This is a genomic window from Paenibacillus sp. P13VS, assembly GCF_015143645.1.
Taxonomy (GTDB): Bacteria; Bacillota; Bacilli; order Paenibacillales; family Paenibacillaceae; genus Paenibacillus; species Paenibacillus xylanilyticus_A.
The window spans coordinates 266,588-287,225 of sequence record NZ_WYEV01000002.1 but is presented as its reverse complement, the minus strand read 5'-3'; the positions used below and the strand labels follow the sequence as shown (position 1 = coordinate 287,225).

Below are 20,638 nucleotides of genomic sequence, written 5' to 3'. Positions count from 1 at the left end.
GTCAGAAGGAAAAGATCATGAAGAAATGGATGAACGGATTATCACGTCTCGGATTGTTTCCCAAGCTGTTTCTCGTCATGGTGATAAGCATCGTTCTCGTTTCCGTACTTATTTTATGGACTACCGTCCATATGTCGACGAAGCTGTTTACCGAGACATTTAGCATCACCAACTCCAAGGTGCTTAGTCAGATTAAAACCACCTTCGAATCCTTTAATGATGCGATTGCGGCCGTCTCCAACAACGTAAGCCAAAGCGGGGCAATTCGCGGCTATCTGTCGGAGGGAGAGGGGGACTCTCTCACGATGGCCAAGTCCTATTATAATATGAGGGAATCGATGGACCGTATCCAGTCCATTATGGAATCTTATGAGGTCGGCATTACGATCAGCGGAATTAATGGGCGCACCTATTCTACGGATCGGTCCCACCTGAGGATGTCGCTGGAGGAATTGAGAGAACTGCCGATTACGATCGACGCTGTGAAGACACCGAATCGGTTGATGTTTGACGATTACCAAACGGACACCGACGTTGGCACGCAGCAGATGATCTCAGCTACCAAAGCATTGGCGGATCGGACCCAGAGCCGGATTTACGGAACGCTTTATGTAACCATCAAAGAGAGTGTATTCCGTCAGTTCTACAGCAGTTTCACGAGCAGAGGCAACGATGTGGTCATTCTCAATGAAAACGGGGAAATTGTGTCTTCCAACCGGGAAGAATGGATTGGTACGAAGCAGCTGGATCTTCTATCTTACGCCAGACAAATGGCCACGAAGAGCGATAATAATGGTATAAACGCAAAGGTAATGGAGCAGGACAGCGTAGTCTTGTCCGAATATCTGCCTTTTTACCGTTTCTATATTATTAATGTGGTTGATAAGGATCAGGCTGTGGGACAATTGCTTGATCTCAAAACCATTGCCTTGATTTGTGCCGCCATTGTGGCTGGGGCGCTTGTACTGGTGTTTCTAATCACCAATCAGATTACCAAGTCGCTGCGCAGGCTCGTGAAGCAAATGTCCAATATTACAAAAAGCGATCTCGATAACTACATTCCGGTTAGTGGAAGTTATGAGAGCAGGCAGCTTGGTCATGCGTACAATTACATGCTTGATGAGCTTCATGACTATGTGGATCAGCTCGTATTGACCCAGCGGGAACAGCGCAATGCAGAACTTGCGGCATTACAAAGCCAGATCAATCCTCATTTTCTGTATAATACCCTGGCTTCGGTTAAGGTACTCGTGCAGCAGGGGAACAAGGATCGGGCAGCAGAGACGATTAATGCATTGATTGCCTTACTGCAAAATACGATCAGTGATGTAAGCGAGACGGTCACGGTAGAGCAGGAAGTGGAGAACCTGAGGAACTATGTCTTCATCAATCATGTCCGTTATGGTGGACGAATCAAAGCGGCCTTCTATGTAGCACCCGACTGTAATCACTACCATGTACCCAAACTTGTCATCCAACCGTTTATTGAAAATGCCTTCTTCCACGCCTTTAACCGCAAAGAGACCGGCACCATTCATGTTCTCGTCTCACGGGCAGGGGAAACGCTCATCTGCGAGATCATGGATAACGGAGATGGTATTGAAGGGTTTGCAATGGGCGAATCATTACCTAATCCCAAAAATAATCGGCAGCTGTTTAGCGGCATTGGTATTCGTAATGTACATGACCGGATTGAACTGCTGTATGGTGCCCCTTATGGTGTGACGATTATGAGTACCCCAGGCGAGGGGACAAGAGTGACGGTTACACTTCCGCTCATTACAAGCTGAAGAAATGGCACAGATGCAATACGAGTTTATAAACTAACATGGATCAAAAGTCTTTCTGTGGAGAGTTCTCTACACGAAGGGCTTTTTTTATTTTGATAAATGAAAGCGGTGTTTTTGCTTTAATGGTAAAATTTTTGGCTCGATTTACTCCAAAATCAAAAGGAATTACCAAAAAACAAATTTAATGCAAACGGTTTCTGTAAAGGTTTTCATTGTGGCAATAAGATGACAAATCCGTACAAAATTATTACTAACGAATGCCGATTTGGGAATGATAAGATGAATACATCGAAAGCAACCGCTTTCAGAAAACGCAAACAAATTACACACAAAGAGGTTGAAGGGGAGTTGAATGATTTGAAAAAAATGTGGGTATTGATGCTCGTTACTGTCCTGCTGTTGTCCGCATGTTCTTCCGGAGGAGGAGGCAACACGGCTAGCGAGGGTGAGAAAGCATCCAATGAGATTACGATCTGGGCATGGGACCCATCGTTCAACATTGCTGCATTGAATACAGCAAAAGAAGCTTACGCTAAAGATCATCCTGATGTAAAAATCAACGTTGTTGAATACGCACAAAATGATATTATCCAAAAACTCAACACAGGTTTGAACTCGGGAACAAGCAACGGTCTTCCAAACATCGTACTGATTGAAGACTACCGTGCACAAAGCTTCCTGAATGCTTACCCAGATGCCTTCAAGGATCTGTCTTCCAACTTCACGGCTTCTGACTTCGCCGATTACAAATTGGGACCGACAGCTTATGACGGCAAACAATACGGTGTTCCATTTGACTCTGGTGTAACGGGTCTCTACTACAGAACAGACCTGCTGGAGCAAGCTGGTTACAAAGCTGAAGATCTGCAAGACATCACGTGGGATGACTACATCCAAATCGGTAAAGATGTTAAAGCAAAAACAGGTAAAGATCTGATCACTCTGGATCCGAATGACCTGGGTCTGATTCGTATGATGATTCAATCCGCAGGTTCATGGTACTCCAAAGAAGATGGAAAAACACCTAACCTGGCTGGCAATGAAGCACTGAAAGAAGCATTTGTTACTTACAAAGCAATGATGGATGCCAATGTGGTTAAACTGAACTCCGACTGGAGCCAGTTCGTAGCAGCATTCAACAATGGTGACGTAGCCACGATCCCAACAGGTAACTGGATTACACCATCCGTTCGTCAAGAAGCATCCCAATCCGGTCAATGGGCTGTAGCTCCTCTTCCTAAAATGGCTGGTCAACCAAACTCTGTACATGCATCCAACCTTGGAGGCAGCTCCTGGTATGTCATGAACAATGTTCCTGGTGCAGATCAAGCAGCAGACTTCCTGGGCAGCACGTTTGGTTCTGACAAACAATTGTATCAAGATCTGCTTAACGGTATCGGCGCAATCGGAACATACAAACCGGCTACTGAAGGTGAAGCATTTGACAAAGCAGATGAGTTCTTCGGTGGACAAAAAATCTTTGCAGACTTCGCAAAATGGACTGAAGAAATCCCTAGCGTAAACTACGGTGTTAACACATATGCAATCGAGGACATTCTGGTTGTTGAAATGCAAAACTTCCTGAACGGCAAAGCGATCGACGACGTTCTGGCTGATGCACAAAAACAAGCTGAAGCTCAATTAAACTAAGATGATCCACGGTAACTTATAGAACCCAAGGAAGCATCGGAGCCGTTCCACCGTCTGGCGAAGCACACTGCCGACCGGACATGGTGGAAGGCTCCATGGGTTCTATCCATGTTGCATGGAGAGAGAGGAGCCATACTGTGAAAGCCATGAATACAGGAGACAGTCTCCAAAAGAAAAATAATTTGACTGGATGGGCTTTTATTTCCCTCGCTGTCATCGGGATCGTTGCATTCTACTTTTATCCGATGCTGCAGGCACTGCTCTTATCTTTCAAGTCTGGCGTGGGTGCCAATCTTGAATTTACGGGGCTCGATAACTATAAAAGGTTGTTTATTGATACAACATTCCGCACAGCCGTATCGAATACATTTTTGTATCTGATCATTCAAGTCCCTGTCATGATCATTCTCGGATTGTTCATTTCCGTTCTGTTGAATGACAGCACACTGCGCTTCCGCAGCTTTTTCCGTACTGCAATCTTTTTGCCTTGTGTAACCTCACTGGTTGCCTACTCTGTTGTATTCAAGTATTTGTTCTCTGCAGATGGAATGGTCAATCAATTCCTGATGAATCTGCATGTCATTGCTGAACCGATTCAATGGATCACCGACCCGTTCTGGGCTAAAATTACGATCATAATCGCCGTTACTTGGCGTTGGACCGGATATAACATGATTTTCTATCTGTCTTCTCTGCAAAATATTGACCAATCGATCTATGAAGCAGCGCGTATTGATGGAGCGAATGCATTTACTCAATTTTTCAAAATTACAGTACCATTGCTTAAACCGATTATTCTGTTCACATCCATTACATCAACGATTGGTACCTTGCAAATCTTTGATGAGATCATGAACATCACCAAGGGTGGACCGGGTAATGCAACGATGTCCATCTCGCAATACATCTATAACCTTTCGTTCAAATATTCACCGGACTTCGGATATGCGGCAACCGTTTCGTATTCCATCGTGCTGATGATTATTGTTTTGTCCATCATCCAGTTTAAAGTGGCAGGTGATAAAAATGGCTAAGAACAAAGTGAAACGCATTTTCACCTATGTATTCCTGTCCCTTGTGGCCTTCATATCGATCTTCCCATTTTTCTGGATGCTCGTCAGCTCCACGAATGCTTCGGTAGATGTCACCAAAGGCAGATTGTTACCCGGCTCGGCTTTCATGGATAACTTCACAAAGCTGCTGGATACGACCAATCTGGTACAGGCACTGGGCAACTCGGCCATTGTGTCCATTATTTCAACAGTGCTTGCCCTGTTGATTGGATCCATGGCTGGTTACGGCTTTGAAGTGTACCGGACGAAATCACGTGACATCGTCTTCAACATCCTGCTGCTTTCCATGATGATTCCATTCGCAGCCTTGATGGTACCACTCTATCGGATGTTCGCAACGATCTCGGGAATTGCACCGTTTATGGGGATCAATACGATGGCCGCAGTGATTTTGCCAACCATCACAACAGCTTTCCTGATCTTCTTCTTCCGTCAGAACACCAAAATGTTCCCGAAAGAGATGCTGGAAGCAGGCCGGATCGATGGTCTTAGCGAACTGGGTATCTTCCTGAAGATCTACATGCCTACAATGAAAACAACATATGCGGCAGCAGCGATCATTACATTCATGAGCAGCTGGAATAACTACCTGTGGCCACTCGTTGTGCTGCAGACACCAGATCAACAAACGATTCCATTGCTGATCTCTAATCTCGGCTCCAGTTACTCGCCGGATTATGGGGTGATCATGACAGCGATTGTCATCGCCACGCTGCCTACAGCATTAGTGTTCTTCATTATGCAGAAACACTTTGTCGCTGGTATGGTTGGTTCTGTGAAATAAAGGAATAGTGGATGTCATCTGAAAAGACTGATGTAGAAAAAAACGCAGAGGACACCAGCAATGGTGTACCTCTGTCTTTCTGTTTGTTATTGGAAGAGGAAATACAGGTTTGAATCTTGAATAATTCATACTATACATTTCGCACTAGAGGGAGAGAGAGCCGATGAAAGCAACACAAGCAGATATCAACTGGCTGGGAAATGTAAGCGTTTTTGAGGTCAACCGTCTAAACGCTTACTCGGATCATCGTTATTACAGCACTATGGAGGAAGCTCAGGCTGCAGGAACCATGAAAATGCGTTATGACCTGAACGGAACCTGGAAATTCAATTATGCCATTCGTCCGGATTGTCGGCCGGAGCTGTTCTATCAATCGGATTACTCCAGTGAAGGCTGGGATGACATCGAAGTGCCTGGTCACATTCAGCTTCAAGGATATGGCCAAATTCAATATGTAAATACACAATACCCTTGGGATGGACTGAACGAACTGCGTCCTCCAGCACTGCCACAGGACAAAAATGCAGTTGGAAGCTACATTCGGACGTTCCACCTGCCATCAGGATGGCAGAACAATCCGGTATTCATTTCCTTTCAGGGAGTGGAATCCGCATTCTATGTGTGGCTTAATGGACAGTTCGTGGGATACGGTGAAGATAGCTTCACTCCATCGGACTTCGATCTGACACCGTTCCTTCAGGATGGAGAGAACAAACTGGCTGTGGAAGTATATCAACGCAGCACGGGCAGCTGGCTGGAAGACCAGGATTTCTGGCGCTTCTCCGGCATTTTCAGAGATGTATATCTCTATACAGTACCAGCAGCACATATCCGTGATCTGCGTGTGGTAACGGATCTGGACCCATCTTATACCAACGGCACGCTGAACCTCGATCTGAAGCTGGAAGGTCAAGCTGCTGCGGGAGCACGAGTTGAAGCTGAGCTGCGTGATGCTGAAGGGAACATCTTGAGAACATTTGGTGGTGTGGAAGTTACGAATGGTCTGGTTAGTCTTCGGGAAGAGTTCGGCAAGGTAAACCTGTGGAGTGCGGAAATACCGTATTTGTATCGTTTATACATCCGTGTATATGATGCTGCAGGTCAGCTGGTTGAAGTGGTTCCCCAGTCCGTTGGTTTCCGCAAATTTGAAATGATCGATAAAGTGATGCATATCAACGGTAAACGCATTGTATTCAAAGGAGTTAACCGTCACGAGTTCAACCCGCGCCGTGGCCGTGCCATTACCAAAGAGGACATGCTCTGGGATGTGCGTACCATTAAACAGAACAATATGAATGCGGTTCGTACATCACATTATCCGAATCAAAGTCTGTGGTATGAATTATGCGATGAATACGGATTGTATGTTATTGATGAGATGAACCTGGAGACACATGGTTCCTGGCAAAAGCTTGGCGCCGTAGAGCCTTCCTGGGTCATTCCTGGAGACAAACCAGAGTGGCATGACATTGTCATGGACCGGGCTGTATCCATGGTGGAGCGTGACAAAAACCACCCGTCCATTCTGATCTGGTCCTGTGGTAACGAGTCACATGGTGGTGAAGTTATCTATAAAGTGTCCCAATACTTCAAATCAGCTGACCCAACGCGTCTGGTGCATTATGAGGGAGTTTTCCATGATCGTCGTTTTAATGAAACAAGTGATATGGAGAGCCGCATGTATGCCAAGCCAGCAGACATTGAGGAATTCCTGAATGCGAATCCGACCAAGCCTTACATCAGCTGTGAGTACATGCACGCCATGGGTAACTCCATCGGTGGCATGCACAAATATACGGAATTGGAAGACAAATACCCGATGTATCAGGGTGGATTCATCTGGGATTACATTGATCAATCCATTTACAAGAAAGATCGTTACGGCAAGGAATACCTCGCATACGGTGGAGATTTTGGCGATCGTCCTTCGGACTACTCGTTCTGTGGGAACGGCATCGTGCATGCGGATCGCAAAGTAACGGCCAAAATGCAGGAAGTGAAGTACCTTTATCAAAATATCAAGCTGTTCCCGGATCGTGAAGGGGTCAAAATCGTAAACGGCAACCTGTTCGCAGATACATCAGCATTGGAACTGGTGTACAGCCTGGAACGTGAAGGACATGAAGTGCTGCGCGGAACGTTGGAAGTCAATGTACCAGCACAAAGCGAGAAAACAGTAAGTCTTCCGCTGGATGCAGATACTCTGGCTGGTGGAGAATATGCAGTTAATACTGCGTTTGTTCTCAAAGAGGCTACCCTCTGGGCGGATAAAGGAGACGAAGTTGCATTTGGCCAATTTATCTTCACACAAGATTCTGCTGCAACCGCTGCAGAGGATCTGAATCTGACAAGTGATATTCAGGTGGTTGAAGGGGATGTGAATATTGGTGTCCGTGTAGGTCAAACGCACGTGCTGTTCTCCAAAGCCTTCGGAACGTTGGTATCCCTCAAACTGTCCGGCCGTGAGACGATTGCTCAGCCTCCTGCACCATTGTTCTGGCGGGCAACGACGGATAATGATAAAGGGACTGCCATGGGCTTCGAACTGGGTGCGTGGTATGCCGCTAGTCTGCTGCCAAGATGTATGGAGTGGAAGGCAGAACAGAAACCGGATCAATATCGCATTGAGTTCACGTACAAGCTCAACATTTCTGCAGATGTACAGGTAAAAGTGGCTTATACTGTGCGTGCTGATGGAAGCGTGCATGTTCATAACGCCTACAAAGGTACAGCAGGCTTGCCTGACCTTCCGATTCATGCCTTGTCTTTCAAAACGTCACCGGAATATGGCAACGTGGAATGGCTGGCTATGGGTCCAGAAGAAAACTATGCGGATCGTGCATTTGGAGCTCGCCTGGGTATTCATGGCAGTAAAGTGGCGGATACGGTTGCGCCATACCTGGTACCACAGGAATCGGGCAACCGCACAGGAGTACGCTGGGCGAAACTGACGGATGATGCAGGTCGCGGCTTCAAAATTGAGGCTTCTGCAGCTCCAGTTGAGCTGAACGTATCGCCATATACGGCATTCGAACTGGAAAACGCGCAGCATGTATACGAGCTGCCGCCAGTGCATTATACAGTGGTTACTGTAGCTGGCAAACAGATGGGTGTTGGCGGTGATGATAGCTGGGGTGCACCGGTTCATCCGGAATATCGCATTGCCTCGGACAGCGAACTTGAATTTGAATTTGTCATTCGTTCACTGTAAAAGTCATATCCTAAATAAATGTAGAACAGGGGTCTCCGTGTATCGGAGGCCTCTGTTTTTTTATTGTGGGAAGAAAGTAAGGAACTGCATTTGGTGAAACCGCTATCGAAGCTACTTCGTACTATACGGGAACATGGAACAAAGGGAGGGGCTTCATTATGAGCAGAAAGGCAAAAGCAGGTGTGTGGGTTACCGTACTGGCTGTACTCGGCATCTTGGTGGGGTGTTTTATCTGGTATTTCAATACGGCTTCGGGTGAGCGGGCGCTGAAAACGATGAGATCCAACAACTCCGGGGGGCTGGAGCGGATCGTTAAAGTGTACAGTAACTCTGGGGAATTGATTCAGACCTATGAGGGGAAAATCGATGTGCAGGATACGGAATATGGCAATAAAGTGTTATTTGATCTGAACGGAAAACGTGTTGTGATCTACAACGCAACGGTTATTACGGAAGAGAAATAACATTGAAACGCAAAATATGTCTTGGAGTCTAAGTTGAGATACACTTTATCTTATATGGATAAAGGAAATTAAGGTAAACCAATTTGGAGGTGAGAGGAGCATGTTCATGGAAATGTTAATTGCTCTAGTCGCAATCCTGGCTATGGGTGTGTTCTATGCTGTACTCGTGTATTACCTCGTTCGTCTCATCTCCAAAAAAGCGTTTAAGCTTACGCTAACCAAGGCTGAGTCTATTGAAATTCTGGTTTGGCTGGGGATAGCGTTCTTCGGTATTGTGATGATTGTTAAGCAGAATTGGAATCTATTCATACCGGTAGTTCTTCTGCTGGTCTCCATGGTTAACTTGCGGCGCTCCAATCGGAAATACCGGGAGATGGAGAACCATGAATAATCAAAAAATCAAGGAGCTAGGTTACTGTGAAAATGGGCAAAACATCCGATACGTCCGGGTCAACATACGTCGCCTCCTTATCTGACGAATTACAACCTGTTTTCGAACAAGCTGAAATGAAGTATCCGGCATGTGATATCGAGCTGTTTTTTGTTTTTCGCTGCCTGCCGGAAGAATATGAACGAAAGTCTTCGGTCAGATATGCCAAAAAGGAGCAGGTGATTTATTTTGACATGACGGTCAGCGAGGACCGTTACAAAGAGTTCAGTAAACGAAGACAACGGGTTGAGTTAAGTCATTCCTTTTATGCATACAGTCGTAATGAATGGTTTCCAGTTTCCATACATCATAGAAAGTAAATAAAAACAGGCCCTCTTTCGAGGGCCTATTTTTCATGGGAGAGGAGAAACCGGACGAAGAGCTTATGGGGAAACGTAAGTCTTCTCCGCGGTTGTCTACGACACTTGTGATGTCGATAATTATAGAATGGCCGAAATGTTTCCTTTTTATACATATGCGTCAACAACGGGTCAACAATTTTTTGAAATGATTGAAGACAGACTATTTTTCAAACTGAACCCGAGTGTGGTACGATAGCTGTATCAATAAACTTACATAGAGAGAAAAGGTGACTCATCAGTGAGAGTGGTATCCGGGAGTGCGAAAGGCAGACCGCTGAAGGCTGTTCCTGGCAATGGAACACGTCCGACCACCGACAAGGTGAAGGAAGCGCTGTTTAGCATGATTGGCCCTTATTTTGAGGGCGGTACAGCATTGGATTTGTTTGCGGGTAGTGGTGGTCTCGGAATTGAGGCGCTGAGCCGCGGCATGGACAAGGCTGTTTTTGTTGATTTGGAATCCAAAAGTATTGAAGTGATCCGCGCCAATCTGAAGGCAACCAAGCTGGAGGATCAGGCAGCTATATACCGTAATGATGCAGGTCGTGCGTTAAAGGCGCTTGCCAAGCGAACGACACAATTTGATCTGGTGTTTCTCGATCCGCCTTACCGGATGAAAAACGGGGATGAGCTGATGCTTACGATGCATGAGCTTGAACTGCTTAAACCGGAAGCGACGATCGTGCTTGAATATGAATCCAAATATAGTTACCCTGAGCAATTCGGCCCGTTTGAACAAACGCGCAAGGCTGTGTATGGGGAGACAGCTGTGTCCATCTATGATTATGCACCTGAGGCATCGAATGATGGAGAAAACAGCATAGCAGAAGAGGAGGCTCCTCATGACTGAAATGATACACAGGCAGGAACGGATTGCCGTATATCCCGGGAGTTTTGATCCTGTAACAATGGGCCATCTGGACATTATCGCCAGGGCGTCCAAGCAATTTGACCGCGTCATCGTGGCTGTACTGAATAATATGAGCAAAAATCCACTGTTCACGGTGGAAGAGCGCAAAGCGCTCATTACGGAAGTTACAGGCCATCTGTCTAATGTGGAAGTGGATAGCTTCCGTGATCTGACAGCCAATTATGTTCGGCAAAAGGAAGCTCAGGTCATCGTTCGTGGCATACGCTCCGTGACTGATTTCGAATATGAGCTGCAGCTTGCTTCCACCAACAGCAAGCTGAACCCGGATGCGGAAACCATCTTTATGATGACCAATCCGAAATATTCGTATTTGAGCTCCAGTATCGTCAAGGAAATTGCTCATTACCATGGAGATGTAACCGATCTGGTGTCCCCGGAAGTGGAAACGGCACTACGCCGGAAAATCAGCGAGAAAAACGGCGGTTAAACCAGTGGGTCAAGCCCGACAGGCTGATCATAACGGCAAGAATGATCGCAAGTCCGATACAGACTGCCGGGAAGCTGCTCCATAAAATCTCTGCCGCAGCGGTGCTGCCTTCAAGCTGGGATTGCAGCGGCAGCAGAGTTGTCTCATCCGCGCCTGCAGAAGGCCAGAACGGAGCCCATACCTCTGCACTATAGCGGCTGAAGGGTATCCAGAGGAAAACACTTAATGAAAAGGCAGTCAATGCATGAAGGAAACGTACAGCAGCAAAATAGATCATGCTTTTGCCTGCCATTCCGGCGGATTTCATCACAGCTGAGACTTGTAAATGGGAGCACAGTCCACCCCAACCAAGAACCGCAGCTATGAGGGAAATCGTAAGTAAGGGAGCCCATGGCGTTTGACTTAAATGGTATGTGCCCAAATGCACTTCCAATACAGAAGGCCAGAGGGCAGCCGAACTGCCGGGTGTGATGTATAGGCCCAGAAGTCGTATGAACACGGCAAAACCGATGATGTAACCACCAGTCATCATTAGCGTCTGAACCGCATGAGACACGGTGTCACCCAGCAGTTTGCCGAACCCGCGGCCATCTCGGGCCTGGGCTTCACGGGCTGCGTTCATCATTTGAAACCAAAGCCCCTGGTGCTGGCTGTGCTTGGGGGGACTGACTGTAGTGGACTGTTTGTGATGACTGCGATTGAAACGAATGGCAATGATTGCAGCAATCCATCCACTGAGCCAATGAATCATAAGTAGAAAGTATCCGGCAGCAGGCTGGTGAAGAAAAGCGGCACCTATGACCAAAATGATCATCATCGGATTGGTGAAATGAGCTGCAGCGACCAGAATAATGGCCTGTTTGCCGGTTATTTGTTGATCCCGAACCAAACGGGACGCTGTGTCCGCCCCAGCAGGAAATCCTCCGCACATGCCGACCGCAAGGGCTAGTCCTGCTTCGCCGGGGAGGCGAAACCAACGCTGCATCAGTGGTCCCAGCAAGACGCCGAGAGCGTCTGTAAAACCAAATGCAGTGAGCATTTGCGACAGCATCAAAAATGGGAGCATTGCCGGGAAGATAATTTTCCACCAGATGTCCAATCCTTGAATGGAGGCATCGAAGGCATCTTTTGGAGATACAACTACAGCGACGACCAGTAACAAAGCGCCGGTACTAAGTAGTACCGACCTAATCGGGTTGGATCCTGTAACCTCGGTCTGCATTGTCATCGTTTCACCTCATATGAAATAGCGCCGATTCATTCGGCTGCAGTAATCGGATTGGACGGCCGAATGACGTCCAGGGGACGCTTCGGCCTTGACCGGACAAGCGACAGAATACTGCGGCCTATCCGGCCTGTACCATTGTATGCGTGAGATTGAGGATGTTAGACTTATAATTATAGAAGAAACGCAAAGAACGGGGGCTCATGCGATGAATCGGATTCGAAAATCTGGCGGCTTCAGAGCTTCGATCTTTGTGATCGTGGTGGCTCTGGTTGTCTATGTTGCAGTGTATATGCCAACGCCATACATCATCTATATGCCTGGCAGCGCGGATGAAGTAAAACCAATGGTTACGGTTAAGGATGGGGACCAGGAAGAACGTGGTGTATTCATGATGACGACGGTGTCGGCAACGTATGCCAATGTGTTTTTGCTGGGTACGTCCTTGTTTAACCGAAATATGCAGATTGACAAAAAGGAAGACCGCCTGCAAGGAAAAACGGAAGCAGAGTACTCTGCCGAACAGGTATGGTTCATGAGCGATTCCCAATCTTCCGCCATGGAAGCGGCTTACGAGCAGGCGGGGGTTAAGTATTCCATCGTTCCTGAACATATCTTCGTGTTTGGTTTATCGGAGGATCCGAAACCCCAAGGAGATATTGCTCCTGGCGACATTATCCTCGGCGTGAATGGCACAGCTACACCGGATAACACCGTATTATCGGCCCAGTTGAAGGATAAAAAAGTGGGAGATACGGTAGAAATGCAATTGGAACGCGAAGGCGAGACGATTAGCCGTGATGTGAAGCTGATTGAAGTAAAAGACAACAAAACGGGTGCTACCCGGCCTGGGTTGGGTGTAATGATTGGAACCGTACAGAAAGTAAAACCCGAAGATTCGAATAAACAAATTACGTTTACGGATACTCAGGTTGGCGGTCCTTCCGCCGGATTGATGTTTACCCTGGAAATTTATAATCAGCTTACTCCCGGGGATCTTACCCAAGGTCACCGAATTGCGGGCACGGGCACGATCACCAAAGAAGGCGTAGTCGGTCCCATTGGTGGTGTGGTGCATAAAATCGTTGCTGCGGATCGAAAAGAGGCGGAGATTTTCTTCGTTCCAAAACAGAATTATCAGGAAGCTGAAGCCAAAGCCGAACAGATTGGCACTAAAATGAAGCTGGTTCCTGTGAATACGGTAGATGATGCCCTCGCTTATCTAAAAACACTATCCGCCAAATCATAAAAGCTTGATATGGATAATGTGATTAGGAGCAAGCGCGTTATCAAGGAAAGAATGAGCAGACCAATTGAAATCCCCTATGCGATCGTTTGAATAAACGACACGGCATAGGGGATTTTTGGATAAGAACATTTATGAACAATTTATTTACAATACAATATTTAGCAAAGAACTGGCGGCTCATAATAGTCGCTGTACATGGTCCGTGTGTCCGTCTGCTCATAAGAGAGGGCATATGCTGCTTGTGCCTGCACATCAAGCTCCAGCTGATTGTGAGTAAAGGCAGACGGTTTCAGCACAACAGGCAGGGACGAGGCCGTTTTCATCTGTTTCAAGAGACTTTGTCCCCGTGAATTGAATCCAAGGACACGAAGATAACCAGGTCCTTCCGCAAGCTTGTCCGGGGTAAATTCAGCCTTGGCATGATTCAACAGAATATGGGTCAACATTCGCTGCAGCTTGGTGCGCGTGTACCGCTTGGTTTTGAGTGCATCCAGCAGCGATTCGACCGTTGGCTCCGGAAGCTGGGCCAGTGTGCGGAGCAGCCTGTGCTCCAATCCTTCCGTGACTTCGGCGACATTTGCCAGCTCGGAGGCACGGCGGGTCGCCGCGGTGTGCAGCAGCGGCTGGGCGAAGCGCTCCCAGTGCACGGGAGCGCGCCCTGCTTGCCATTCGCGCTGCAGAATGGCAAGTGTTGCCGCCGGCACATACGGCGCGGCGGCCTGGGGGCCGTCCGCCATCAGCAGGCGGCGGACGGCTGTTGCACTGGCGATCGCCCCCGGTCCGGGCGTCGCCTCATGATACGCGGCACCGGTGCGTGCCGTCGTCAAGGGCTGGATCGCGCTGCCGAGTCGTTCCAGCGCGATCAGGTAGTGCAGCCCAAGCGAATTGTTGGGCTGCCCGAGCAGTTCGGCGGCGGCAACTTCGCTCACGCCGCCGGGCGCCAGCGCTGCCGCCGCGCCAGTGTATGCGGCGGGGTAGCTGGCGCCTTCCCGCAGGCGGCGCGCGATGTCCTCGCGCAGCCCTGCGGGCTCCACAGCCAGCACGCGCGCAATGCGCTGCAGGCTGTCCAGGTCGCCGGACTCGCTGCCGAAGCAGAGCGAGTCCACAACCCCGGTGCGGTGCAGCAGCGAAACCGCACCGAAGGCAAACCATTCCGCCGGTTGTACCGCATAGGCAACCGGCAGCTCAATCACCAGATCGGCGCCTGCGTGCAGCGCCATCTCCGTACGAGCCCTTTTGCCCACAATGGCGGGTTCCCCGCGCTGGAGAAAAGGGCCGCTCATGACGGCCACAAGGGCATCTGCTCCGCTTAGCCGTCTGGCCTCATTTAAGTGATAGACATGTCCGTTATGCAGCGGATTATATTCAACAATTACACCTACAGCTTTCATCACGTGCACTCCTTTCAATAACAAGGTTATGTATGTACAATACCTGAATGGGGATTTTGTTCGAATGGGTCGTTTAATGTTATTACTGCTTCACCGAGCAGAAACGTCTTGCTTAATAATAGGGGATACGAGCGTCGTTATTCAAATAAAAGCGTTAAGAAAACGCCAAAAAAGCACGGTGTCGCATTCAGATGAATACGGTCCGTGCTTTCAGGGGAGTCATGGATGGTCCATTATTATTACTTCTGGAGATAAATTAAATGGCTTCCGATGCAGGAATCAGGTTTGTTTTGGGTCCAAAGAACTCATAATGAATATTCTCAGGTGAAACGCCAATCTCGCCCAGGGCCGCATACATCGTCTGCATAAAGGGGACAGAACCGGTCAAATAGTATTCGGATTCCAGGGGCTCGCGGATCAGCTGTGACAGCCAGGCTGCGTCAATATAACCCTCTCTGTGAAAACGCGATTGCTCGCGGTCATCTGGGTTCGGTTGTGCATAACAATAAAATGCCTGTATGTTCTCATGCTGTTCAGCCAATGTATTTACATGATCTCGAAAAGCATGAACTTCGCCATTCAGGGCAGCATGAACAAAAGTGACGGAACGCTGGACATGACTGTCAACCAGCGTGTTCAACATGCTGATCATCGGAGTGAGCCCAACGCCACCACTTAATAATACGACATTGCGTGAATCCTCCGTGTTCAGTGTGAAATCGCCCGCAGGAGCAGACAATTCGACCAAGCTTCCTTCTGTGATATGATCATGCAGATATGTCGATATAACACCATCCGGTCGTTCCATCCGAGCACTCTCACGTTTAACGGAAATGCGATAATACGGTTTTCCTGGAGCTTCCGAAAGGCTGTACTGTCTAATTTGGGCATATGCATTCCCCTCGGGTTTCATCCGGAGGCTGATATACTGTCCAGGTAGAAATGTGGCTATGGGCTTGCCGTCCGTTGGCATTAGATAAAAGGAAGTAATCAGGTCGCTTTCCTTCACCTTTCTAGCAACCCGGAATGATCGGAATCCTTCCCAGCCGCCGTTTTGGTTCTCGCTCGCTGTGTACAGGTCCTTCTCTAATCCGATAAAGACACCAGCAATGACATTGTAGGCGTCTGCCCACGCAGCAATAATCTCCTCGGTCGCAGCATCACCCAGCACATCCTTGATCGCTTTCAGCAAATACGTGCCCACGATTTCGTATTGTTCCGGGGCGATGCCGAGGCTGCGGTGTTTATGCGCGACTTGGCGCACGGCTGGCAGGACTGCGGCGAGATTATCAATATGAAGGGCAGCGGCGTATACCATGTTGGCAAGAGCGGCCTGCTGCCGTCCCTGTTTTTGGTTAGCGTGATTGAAAATATTCAGCAGTTCGGGATGATGTGCAAACATCGTTTTATAGAAATGGCTGGTAATGGCTTCGCCGTGAACTTCCAGTACAGGTACGGTGGATTTGATCACTCGAATTGTATTTTCGCTTAACATGGATTTTTCCTCCCATAAATGGATTTACAATTTAGATGGGTACCCTTGCGCCATGTATCTATTATGCGTGGCACATAGCAAGTATAGATAGGGTCTAAAGGGGGACGTGTGATCTACATCACACGAATAATTAAGGAAATGTGTCCGTCAAGCAAGTAAAAGGATTAGCTTGTCGTATGGCGGAGAGAAAGTTTATAATGCGGAAGAGTGTTTTTATCGTTCGGGTATCTTTCTTTTCCAAAAGGGTGTAAAGTTAAAAGTGTTGACAAACGTCTTGGAAAATCGGTATAATGATTTTTGTTTGTTAAGTCAATTTCATAATACTTTTAACGATGAATCGTCAGAATACATACAGTCAAGATATGAAGTGCATAATGATCAGACTTGATCTGTATAACTGCCGTATAGCATTTAACATGAATTATGAAATTGGTTTCGTTTGGAGTGATGGGAAATGTTATTGCCATTTCGCAAAGTGGCTATCAGTGACCGACCCCTGCAGTTCAATGAACAGTGGGATATTCAGGAACTGATTTCTAACCGACAAGATATCACAGCCGTTACCCCGCTGACTGCGGATTTATCTGCAGAACAAGCAACGGGGGGCGTGGTGGATGTTCATGGCAAAGTGTCAGCAGGAGTGGACATGTTGTGCTCACGTTGTCTCAAGCCGATTAGTGAACATCTTCATATTGATTTTCATGAGCAATTCAAGCAGGGAGAACAGCCGGAGGACTTGCCTGAAGAAGATGATACTGTCTATGTGGATGGAGAGGACATCGATCTGAAGCTATATGCCGAGGAAGCTTTTCTGCTGCACCTACCGTTTATACCGCTATGCAGCGATACATGCAAAGGGCTATGTCCAAAGTGTGGCCATGAGCTGAACGAGGGTGACTGCGGTTGCGATAACGAAGTTATCGACCCGCGGCTTGCAGGGCTCAAGGATTTTTTTAAATGAGCAAATGAAAATCTAGTGTAACAACTACCTGCAAAGGTTGATTTTGATAAGGAGGTGGGAATAATGGCAGTACCTCAACGGAGAACGTCCAAGACGCGTCGCGACAAACGTCGCACTCACTTTAAATTGGCTGTACCGGGCATGGTGAAATGTGAACAATGCGGCGAATTGAAGCTTGCTCACCACGTGTGCAAAGTGTGCGGAACGTACAAAGCAAGAGAGATCATCTCTCAATAATAGTTAGACATCAAGTAGTACTTCATTTCGATGAGGTACTACTTTTTTTGAATGTTCAAATTCATGTTTGTGTTAAGGGCCGGGATGACTTCGGTTGATTGTTTCAAGAAGAAAGATTCGTAGAATGCAGGAGAGCGGCTGTTTAGCAGAGAGTGGTTTTTGCCCGCCCAGTCTTTCTTTTTGACACAGGATGAGATATACTATGCTTTAGTACCAGGTTCTAAGATTTGGGGTTACATAGAGAAGAACCATGAATTCGTATGTTGAATGACCTCTGAAGATCAGAGGCTCCATTATAGAGAACGAAGTGAAATGATAGAACGGACCTGCAGGGGACGCTTTCTTATACGATACAGCGGGGGGTGTCAGGCATCGAACGTGTACCGAAGAGACAGAGGCAGCAGCAATTGACCAAAATGATCGAAGACAATCCGTTTGTGACGGATCAGGAACTTACGCGCCAATTGAAGGTGAGTATTCAAACGATTCGCCTCGACCGTCTGGAGCTGGGAATTCCTGAGCTTCGTGAACGAATGAAACTGATGGCAGAGCGTTCGTATGACCAGGTACGCTCGCTGCCTCTGCATGAGATTATCGGTGATATTGTAGATTTGCAGCTGGACAAAAGTGGAATCTCCTTGTTTGAGATCAAGGAAGAGCATGTATTTTCGAGAACAGGAATTGCTCGTGGTCACTATGTATTTGCCCAGGCTAACTCCCTGGCCGTCGCTGTCATTAATGACGAGATTGCATTGACGGCTTCGGCCGATATTCGATTTGTTCGTTCGGTTCATCTGGCCGAGAAATGTATTGCGAAAGCGTATGTGAGATCGATCTCGGGTCAAAAGGGTAAAGCAAAAGTTGAAGTGTTCACCTATGTAGGTGAGGAAATGGTGTTTCAAGGCAACTTTGTCATCTACCGTTCGGGTGGAGACGACAGCCTAGAGGGAGGTCATCTGGAATGAAAATCGTCATAGATGCCATGGGAGGCGATCATGCACCCCAGGCAACGGTAGAAGGTGCAATAGCTGCCGCCACGGAATGGGCAGATACACAGATCGTGCTTGTTGGCGATGAAGCCAAGCTGGAACCACTTTTGAATCAGTCAGCGATCAAGCCGGCTAACCTGTCAGTCCGTCATGCTTCGGAAGTGATCGGTTCGGATGACGAGCCTGTTAAGGCTGTTCGTCGCAAAAAGGATGCTTCCATGGTGGTCGCGGGCCGCATGCTTAAGGAAGGCGAAGCGGATGCCATGATCTCTGCAGGAAATACCGGAGCGCTTATGACAACCGGCCTGCTCGTGGTGGGCCGCATGGAAGGTATTGAACGGCCGGCACTTGCCCCGATGATTCCAACAATTGATGATGTTGGCGTGCTTGCGCTTGACCTGGGTGCCAACATGGATGCCAAGCCCGAACATTTGGCACAATATGGACTTATGGGCAGCTTATATCGTCAGAAAGTACAAGGAGTCGACTCACCCCGCGTGGGATTGCTCAATGTCGGAACGGAGCCGGGCAAAGGGAACGAACTAACGAAGCACGCATATCCGCTGCTGGAGCAGCTTCCGATTCGATTTGTTGGTAATGTGGAAGCTCGCGATGTACTTACAGGTGCATGCGACGTGCTTGTCTGTGACGGATTTGCCGGTAACATATTGCTGAAATCGCTGGAAGGCACAGCAGGTGCCATCTTTGCATTGCTTAAGGAACAGTTCTCATCTTCGTTCAAAAGCAAACTGGCTGCAGCGGTGCTGATGCCTGAGCTGCGCGGACTGAAACGGAAACTGGATTATACCGAGCATGGCGGTGCGCCGCTTCTCGGGTTGAGCAGACTGGTAGTGAAGAGTCATGGATCAGCGGATGGCAATGCGATCAAAAACGCTGTACGCCAAGCTAGAATTGCAGTGCAGAACCAATTGGTGGAAAGCATATCTAAGGAAATTAGCGGGAAGTGAGTGACGACATGAATAATTTGCGCCCGGTAGGGGTTATTGGTACAGGGAAATATGTACCGGAGAAAATTTTGACCAACAGTGACCTTGAGAAAATGGTAGATACCAATGACGAATGGATCGTTAGCCGCACTGGAATCAAGGAACGTCATATCGCAGCTCCGGATCAGGCCACTTCGGACCTGGCATACGAAGCAGCGATGAAGGCGCTTGAATCTGCTGGAATGACAGGCAGTGATCTGGATCTGATCATCGTAGCCACAATTACGCCAGACTCGGCATTTCCGTCTACGGCCTGCATTTTGCAGGATAAGCTCGGCGCTAAAGGCGCTGCGGCGTTTGATTTGTCCGCTGCATGTTCAGGATTTGTATATGGCCTGGCAACAGCAACCAGCTTTATCCAAAGCGGCATGTACAACAACGCGCTTGTTATTGGCGCGGATTGTCTATCCCGGATCACGGACTATACAGACCGCAACACATGCGTATTGTTCGGTGACGGAGCGGGCGCGGTCGTTATTGGTGAAGTTCCTGAAGGTCGCGGATTCAAATCGTTTGACCTTGGAGCGGAAGGTGCTGGTGGCGGCCTGCTTCAACTAGAGGGCGGCGGTTCCCGTCTGCCTGCATCCGCAGAGACGGTTGAGAATAAAAAACACTACATTTACATGAATGGCCGTGAAGTGTTCAAATTTGCGGTGCGTGTAATGGGTACAGCAACAGATGAAGTTCTGCGTAAAGCGGAGTTGGAGCGCACGGACGTGGATCTGTTTGTTCCTCATCAGGCAAATATTCGTATCATTCAATCCGCTATGCAGCGACTTGAGCTTCCAGAAGAAAAAGTGGTTGTCAACGTAGACAAATACGCCAATACTTCGGCAGCATCCATTCCGCTTGCCTTGGTGGAGGCAGCAGAAGAGGGCCGCATGAAAGCCGGCGACACCATCTTGATGGTTGGGTTCGGTGGCGGACTGACTTGGGGTGCATCTGTACTCGTTTGGTAAATTAGA

General features: G+C 48.0%; 19 protein-coding genes. 16 read left to right on the top strand and 3 right to left on the bottom strand.

What is annotated here, in order from left to right:
- The first annotated feature begins 17 nt into the window (after positions 1 to 17).
- The 10 genes from GUA98_RS02470 (at position 18) to coaD (ending at position 11,119) form a co-directional block, all read left to right on the top strand.
- Positions 18 to 1,790: a sensor histidine kinase gene (locus GUA98_RS02470; protein ID WP_193721955.1), complete on the top strand. Its 1,773-nt coding sequence runs from the start codon at positions 18 to 20 to the stop codon at positions 1,788 to 1,790.
- A 366-nt stretch (positions 1,791 to 2,156) separates the two neighbouring features.
- Positions 2,157 to 3,440 (top strand): ABC transporter substrate-binding protein, encoded by a 1,284-nt coding sequence (locus GUA98_RS02465; RefSeq protein WP_390582038.1) that lies wholly within the window; start codon positions 2,157 to 2,159, stop codon positions 3,438 to 3,440.
- 146 nt (positions 3,441 to 3,586) lie between these two features.
- Positions 3,587 to 4,474 (top strand): carbohydrate ABC transporter permease, encoded by an 888-nt coding sequence (locus GUA98_RS02460; RefSeq protein ID WP_095287984.1) that lies wholly within the window; start codon positions 3,587 to 3,589, stop codon positions 4,472 to 4,474.
- Positions 4,467 to 5,297 carry a carbohydrate ABC transporter permease gene (locus GUA98_RS02455; protein WP_153977960.1) on the top strand — a complete coding sequence of 277 codons (831 nt, stop codon included), beginning with the start codon at positions 4,467 to 4,469 and terminating at the stop codon, positions 5,295 to 5,297. The genes GUA98_RS02460 and GUA98_RS02455 overlap by 8 nt, the downstream gene beginning before the upstream one ends.
- 163 nt (positions 5,298 to 5,460) lie before the next feature.
- Entirely contained in the window at positions 5,461 to 8,508 is a 3,048-nt protein-coding gene (locus tag GUA98_RS02450; RefSeq protein ID WP_193721954.1) for a glycoside hydrolase family 2 TIM barrel-domain containing protein, read from the top strand.
- 158 nt (positions 8,509 to 8,666) lie between these two features.
- Positions 8,667 to 8,972: a hypothetical protein gene (locus GUA98_RS02445; RefSeq protein ID WP_193721953.1), complete on the top strand. Its 306-nt coding sequence runs from the start codon at positions 8,667 to 8,669 to the stop codon at positions 8,970 to 8,972.
- A 106-nt stretch (positions 8,973 to 9,078) separates the two neighbouring features.
- Positions 9,079 to 9,363, top strand: a complete 285-nt coding sequence (locus GUA98_RS02440) for a hypothetical protein (RefSeq protein WP_193721952.1) — start codon at positions 9,079 to 9,081, stop codon at positions 9,361 to 9,363.
- Positions 9,364 to 9,389: 26 nt separating this feature from the next.
- A complete protein-coding gene (locus GUA98_RS02435) occupies positions 9,390 to 9,722 on the top strand; it encodes a hypothetical protein (RefSeq protein ID WP_193721951.1) in 333 nt (110 codons plus the stop codon).
- Between the two features lie 280 nt (positions 9,723 to 10,002).
- Positions 10,003 to 10,611 (top strand): 16S rRNA (guanine(966)-N(2))-methyltransferase RsmD, encoded by a 609-nt coding sequence (gene rsmD / locus GUA98_RS02430; protein ID WP_095287869.1) that lies wholly within the window; start codon positions 10,003 to 10,005, stop codon positions 10,609 to 10,611.
- A 1-nt stretch (position 10,612) separates the two neighbouring features.
- Positions 10,613 to 11,119, top strand: a complete 507-nt coding sequence (coaD, locus tag GUA98_RS02425; protein WP_095358817.1) for a pantetheine-phosphate adenylyltransferase — start codon at positions 10,613 to 10,615, stop codon at positions 11,117 to 11,119.
- Here the strand turns inward: coaD and GUA98_RS02420 are convergent.
- Complete coding sequence (locus GUA98_RS02420) at positions 11,097 to 12,347, bottom strand: nucleoside recognition domain-containing protein (RefSeq protein WP_193721950.1); 1,251 nt, start codon at positions 12,345 to 12,347, stop codon at positions 11,097 to 11,099. The two genes, coaD and GUA98_RS02420, sit on opposite strands and share 23 nt — an antisense overlap.
- A gap of 205 nt (positions 12,348 to 12,552) precedes the next feature.
- On the opposite strand from GUA98_RS02420, the gene GUA98_RS02415 reads away from it, so the two are divergent.
- Positions 12,553 to 13,593, top strand: a complete 1,041-nt coding sequence (locus tag GUA98_RS02415; protein WP_193721949.1) for a SepM family pheromone-processing serine protease — start codon at positions 12,553 to 12,555, stop codon at positions 13,591 to 13,593.
- A gap of 158 nt (positions 13,594 to 13,751) precedes the next feature.
- Here GUA98_RS02415 and GUA98_RS02410 read toward each other — a convergent pair whose 3' ends face one another.
- Together GUA98_RS02410 and hmpA are read right to left on the bottom strand one after the other, a co-directional pair.
- The gene (locus GUA98_RS02410) at positions 13,752 to 14,984 is read right to left on the bottom strand and encodes a nucleotidyltransferase (protein ID WP_193721948.1); all 1,233 of its coding nucleotides are present in this window, start codon (positions 14,982 to 14,984) and stop codon (positions 13,752 to 13,754) included.
- A gap of 256 nt (positions 14,985 to 15,240) precedes the next feature.
- The gene (hmpA, locus tag GUA98_RS02405; protein ID WP_193721947.1) at positions 15,241 to 16,479 is read right to left on the bottom strand and encodes an NO-inducible flavohemoprotein; all 1,239 of its coding nucleotides are present in this window, start codon (positions 16,477 to 16,479) and stop codon (positions 15,241 to 15,243) included.
- Positions 16,480 to 16,933: 454 nt separating this feature from the next.
- Here hmpA and GUA98_RS02400 point away from each other — a divergent pair, with 454 nt between their 5' ends.
- From GUA98_RS02400 to GUA98_RS02380, 5 genes are all read left to right on the top strand, one after another.
- The gene (locus GUA98_RS02400; RefSeq protein ID WP_153977970.1) at positions 16,934 to 17,440 is read left to right on the top strand and encodes a YceD family protein; all 507 of its coding nucleotides are present in this window, start codon (positions 16,934 to 16,936) and stop codon (positions 17,438 to 17,440) included.
- Between the two features lie 63 nt (positions 17,441 to 17,503).
- Entirely contained in the window at positions 17,504 to 17,677 is a 174-nt protein-coding gene (gene rpmF / locus GUA98_RS02395; RefSeq protein ID WP_090923906.1) for a 50S ribosomal protein L32, read from the top strand.
- A 416-nt stretch (positions 17,678 to 18,093) separates the two neighbouring features.
- On the top strand, positions 18,094 to 18,642 hold the full coding sequence (gene fapR, locus GUA98_RS02390) for a transcription factor FapR (protein ID WP_221192561.1): 549 nt from the start codon (positions 18,094 to 18,096) through the stop codon (positions 18,640 to 18,642).
- Positions 18,639 to 19,634, top strand: coding sequence for a phosphate acyltransferase PlsX (gene plsX / locus GUA98_RS02385; protein WP_153977971.1), 996 nt, complete (start codon positions 18,639 to 18,641; stop codon positions 19,632 to 19,634). Before fapR ends, plsX begins: the two co-directional genes overlap by 4 nt.
- A gap of 8 nt (positions 19,635 to 19,642) precedes the next feature.
- Positions 19,643 to 20,632, top strand: a complete 990-nt coding sequence (locus GUA98_RS02380; protein WP_153977972.1) for a beta-ketoacyl-ACP synthase III — start codon at positions 19,643 to 19,645, stop codon at positions 20,630 to 20,632.
- Positions 20,633 to 20,638 lie beyond the last annotated feature (6 nt).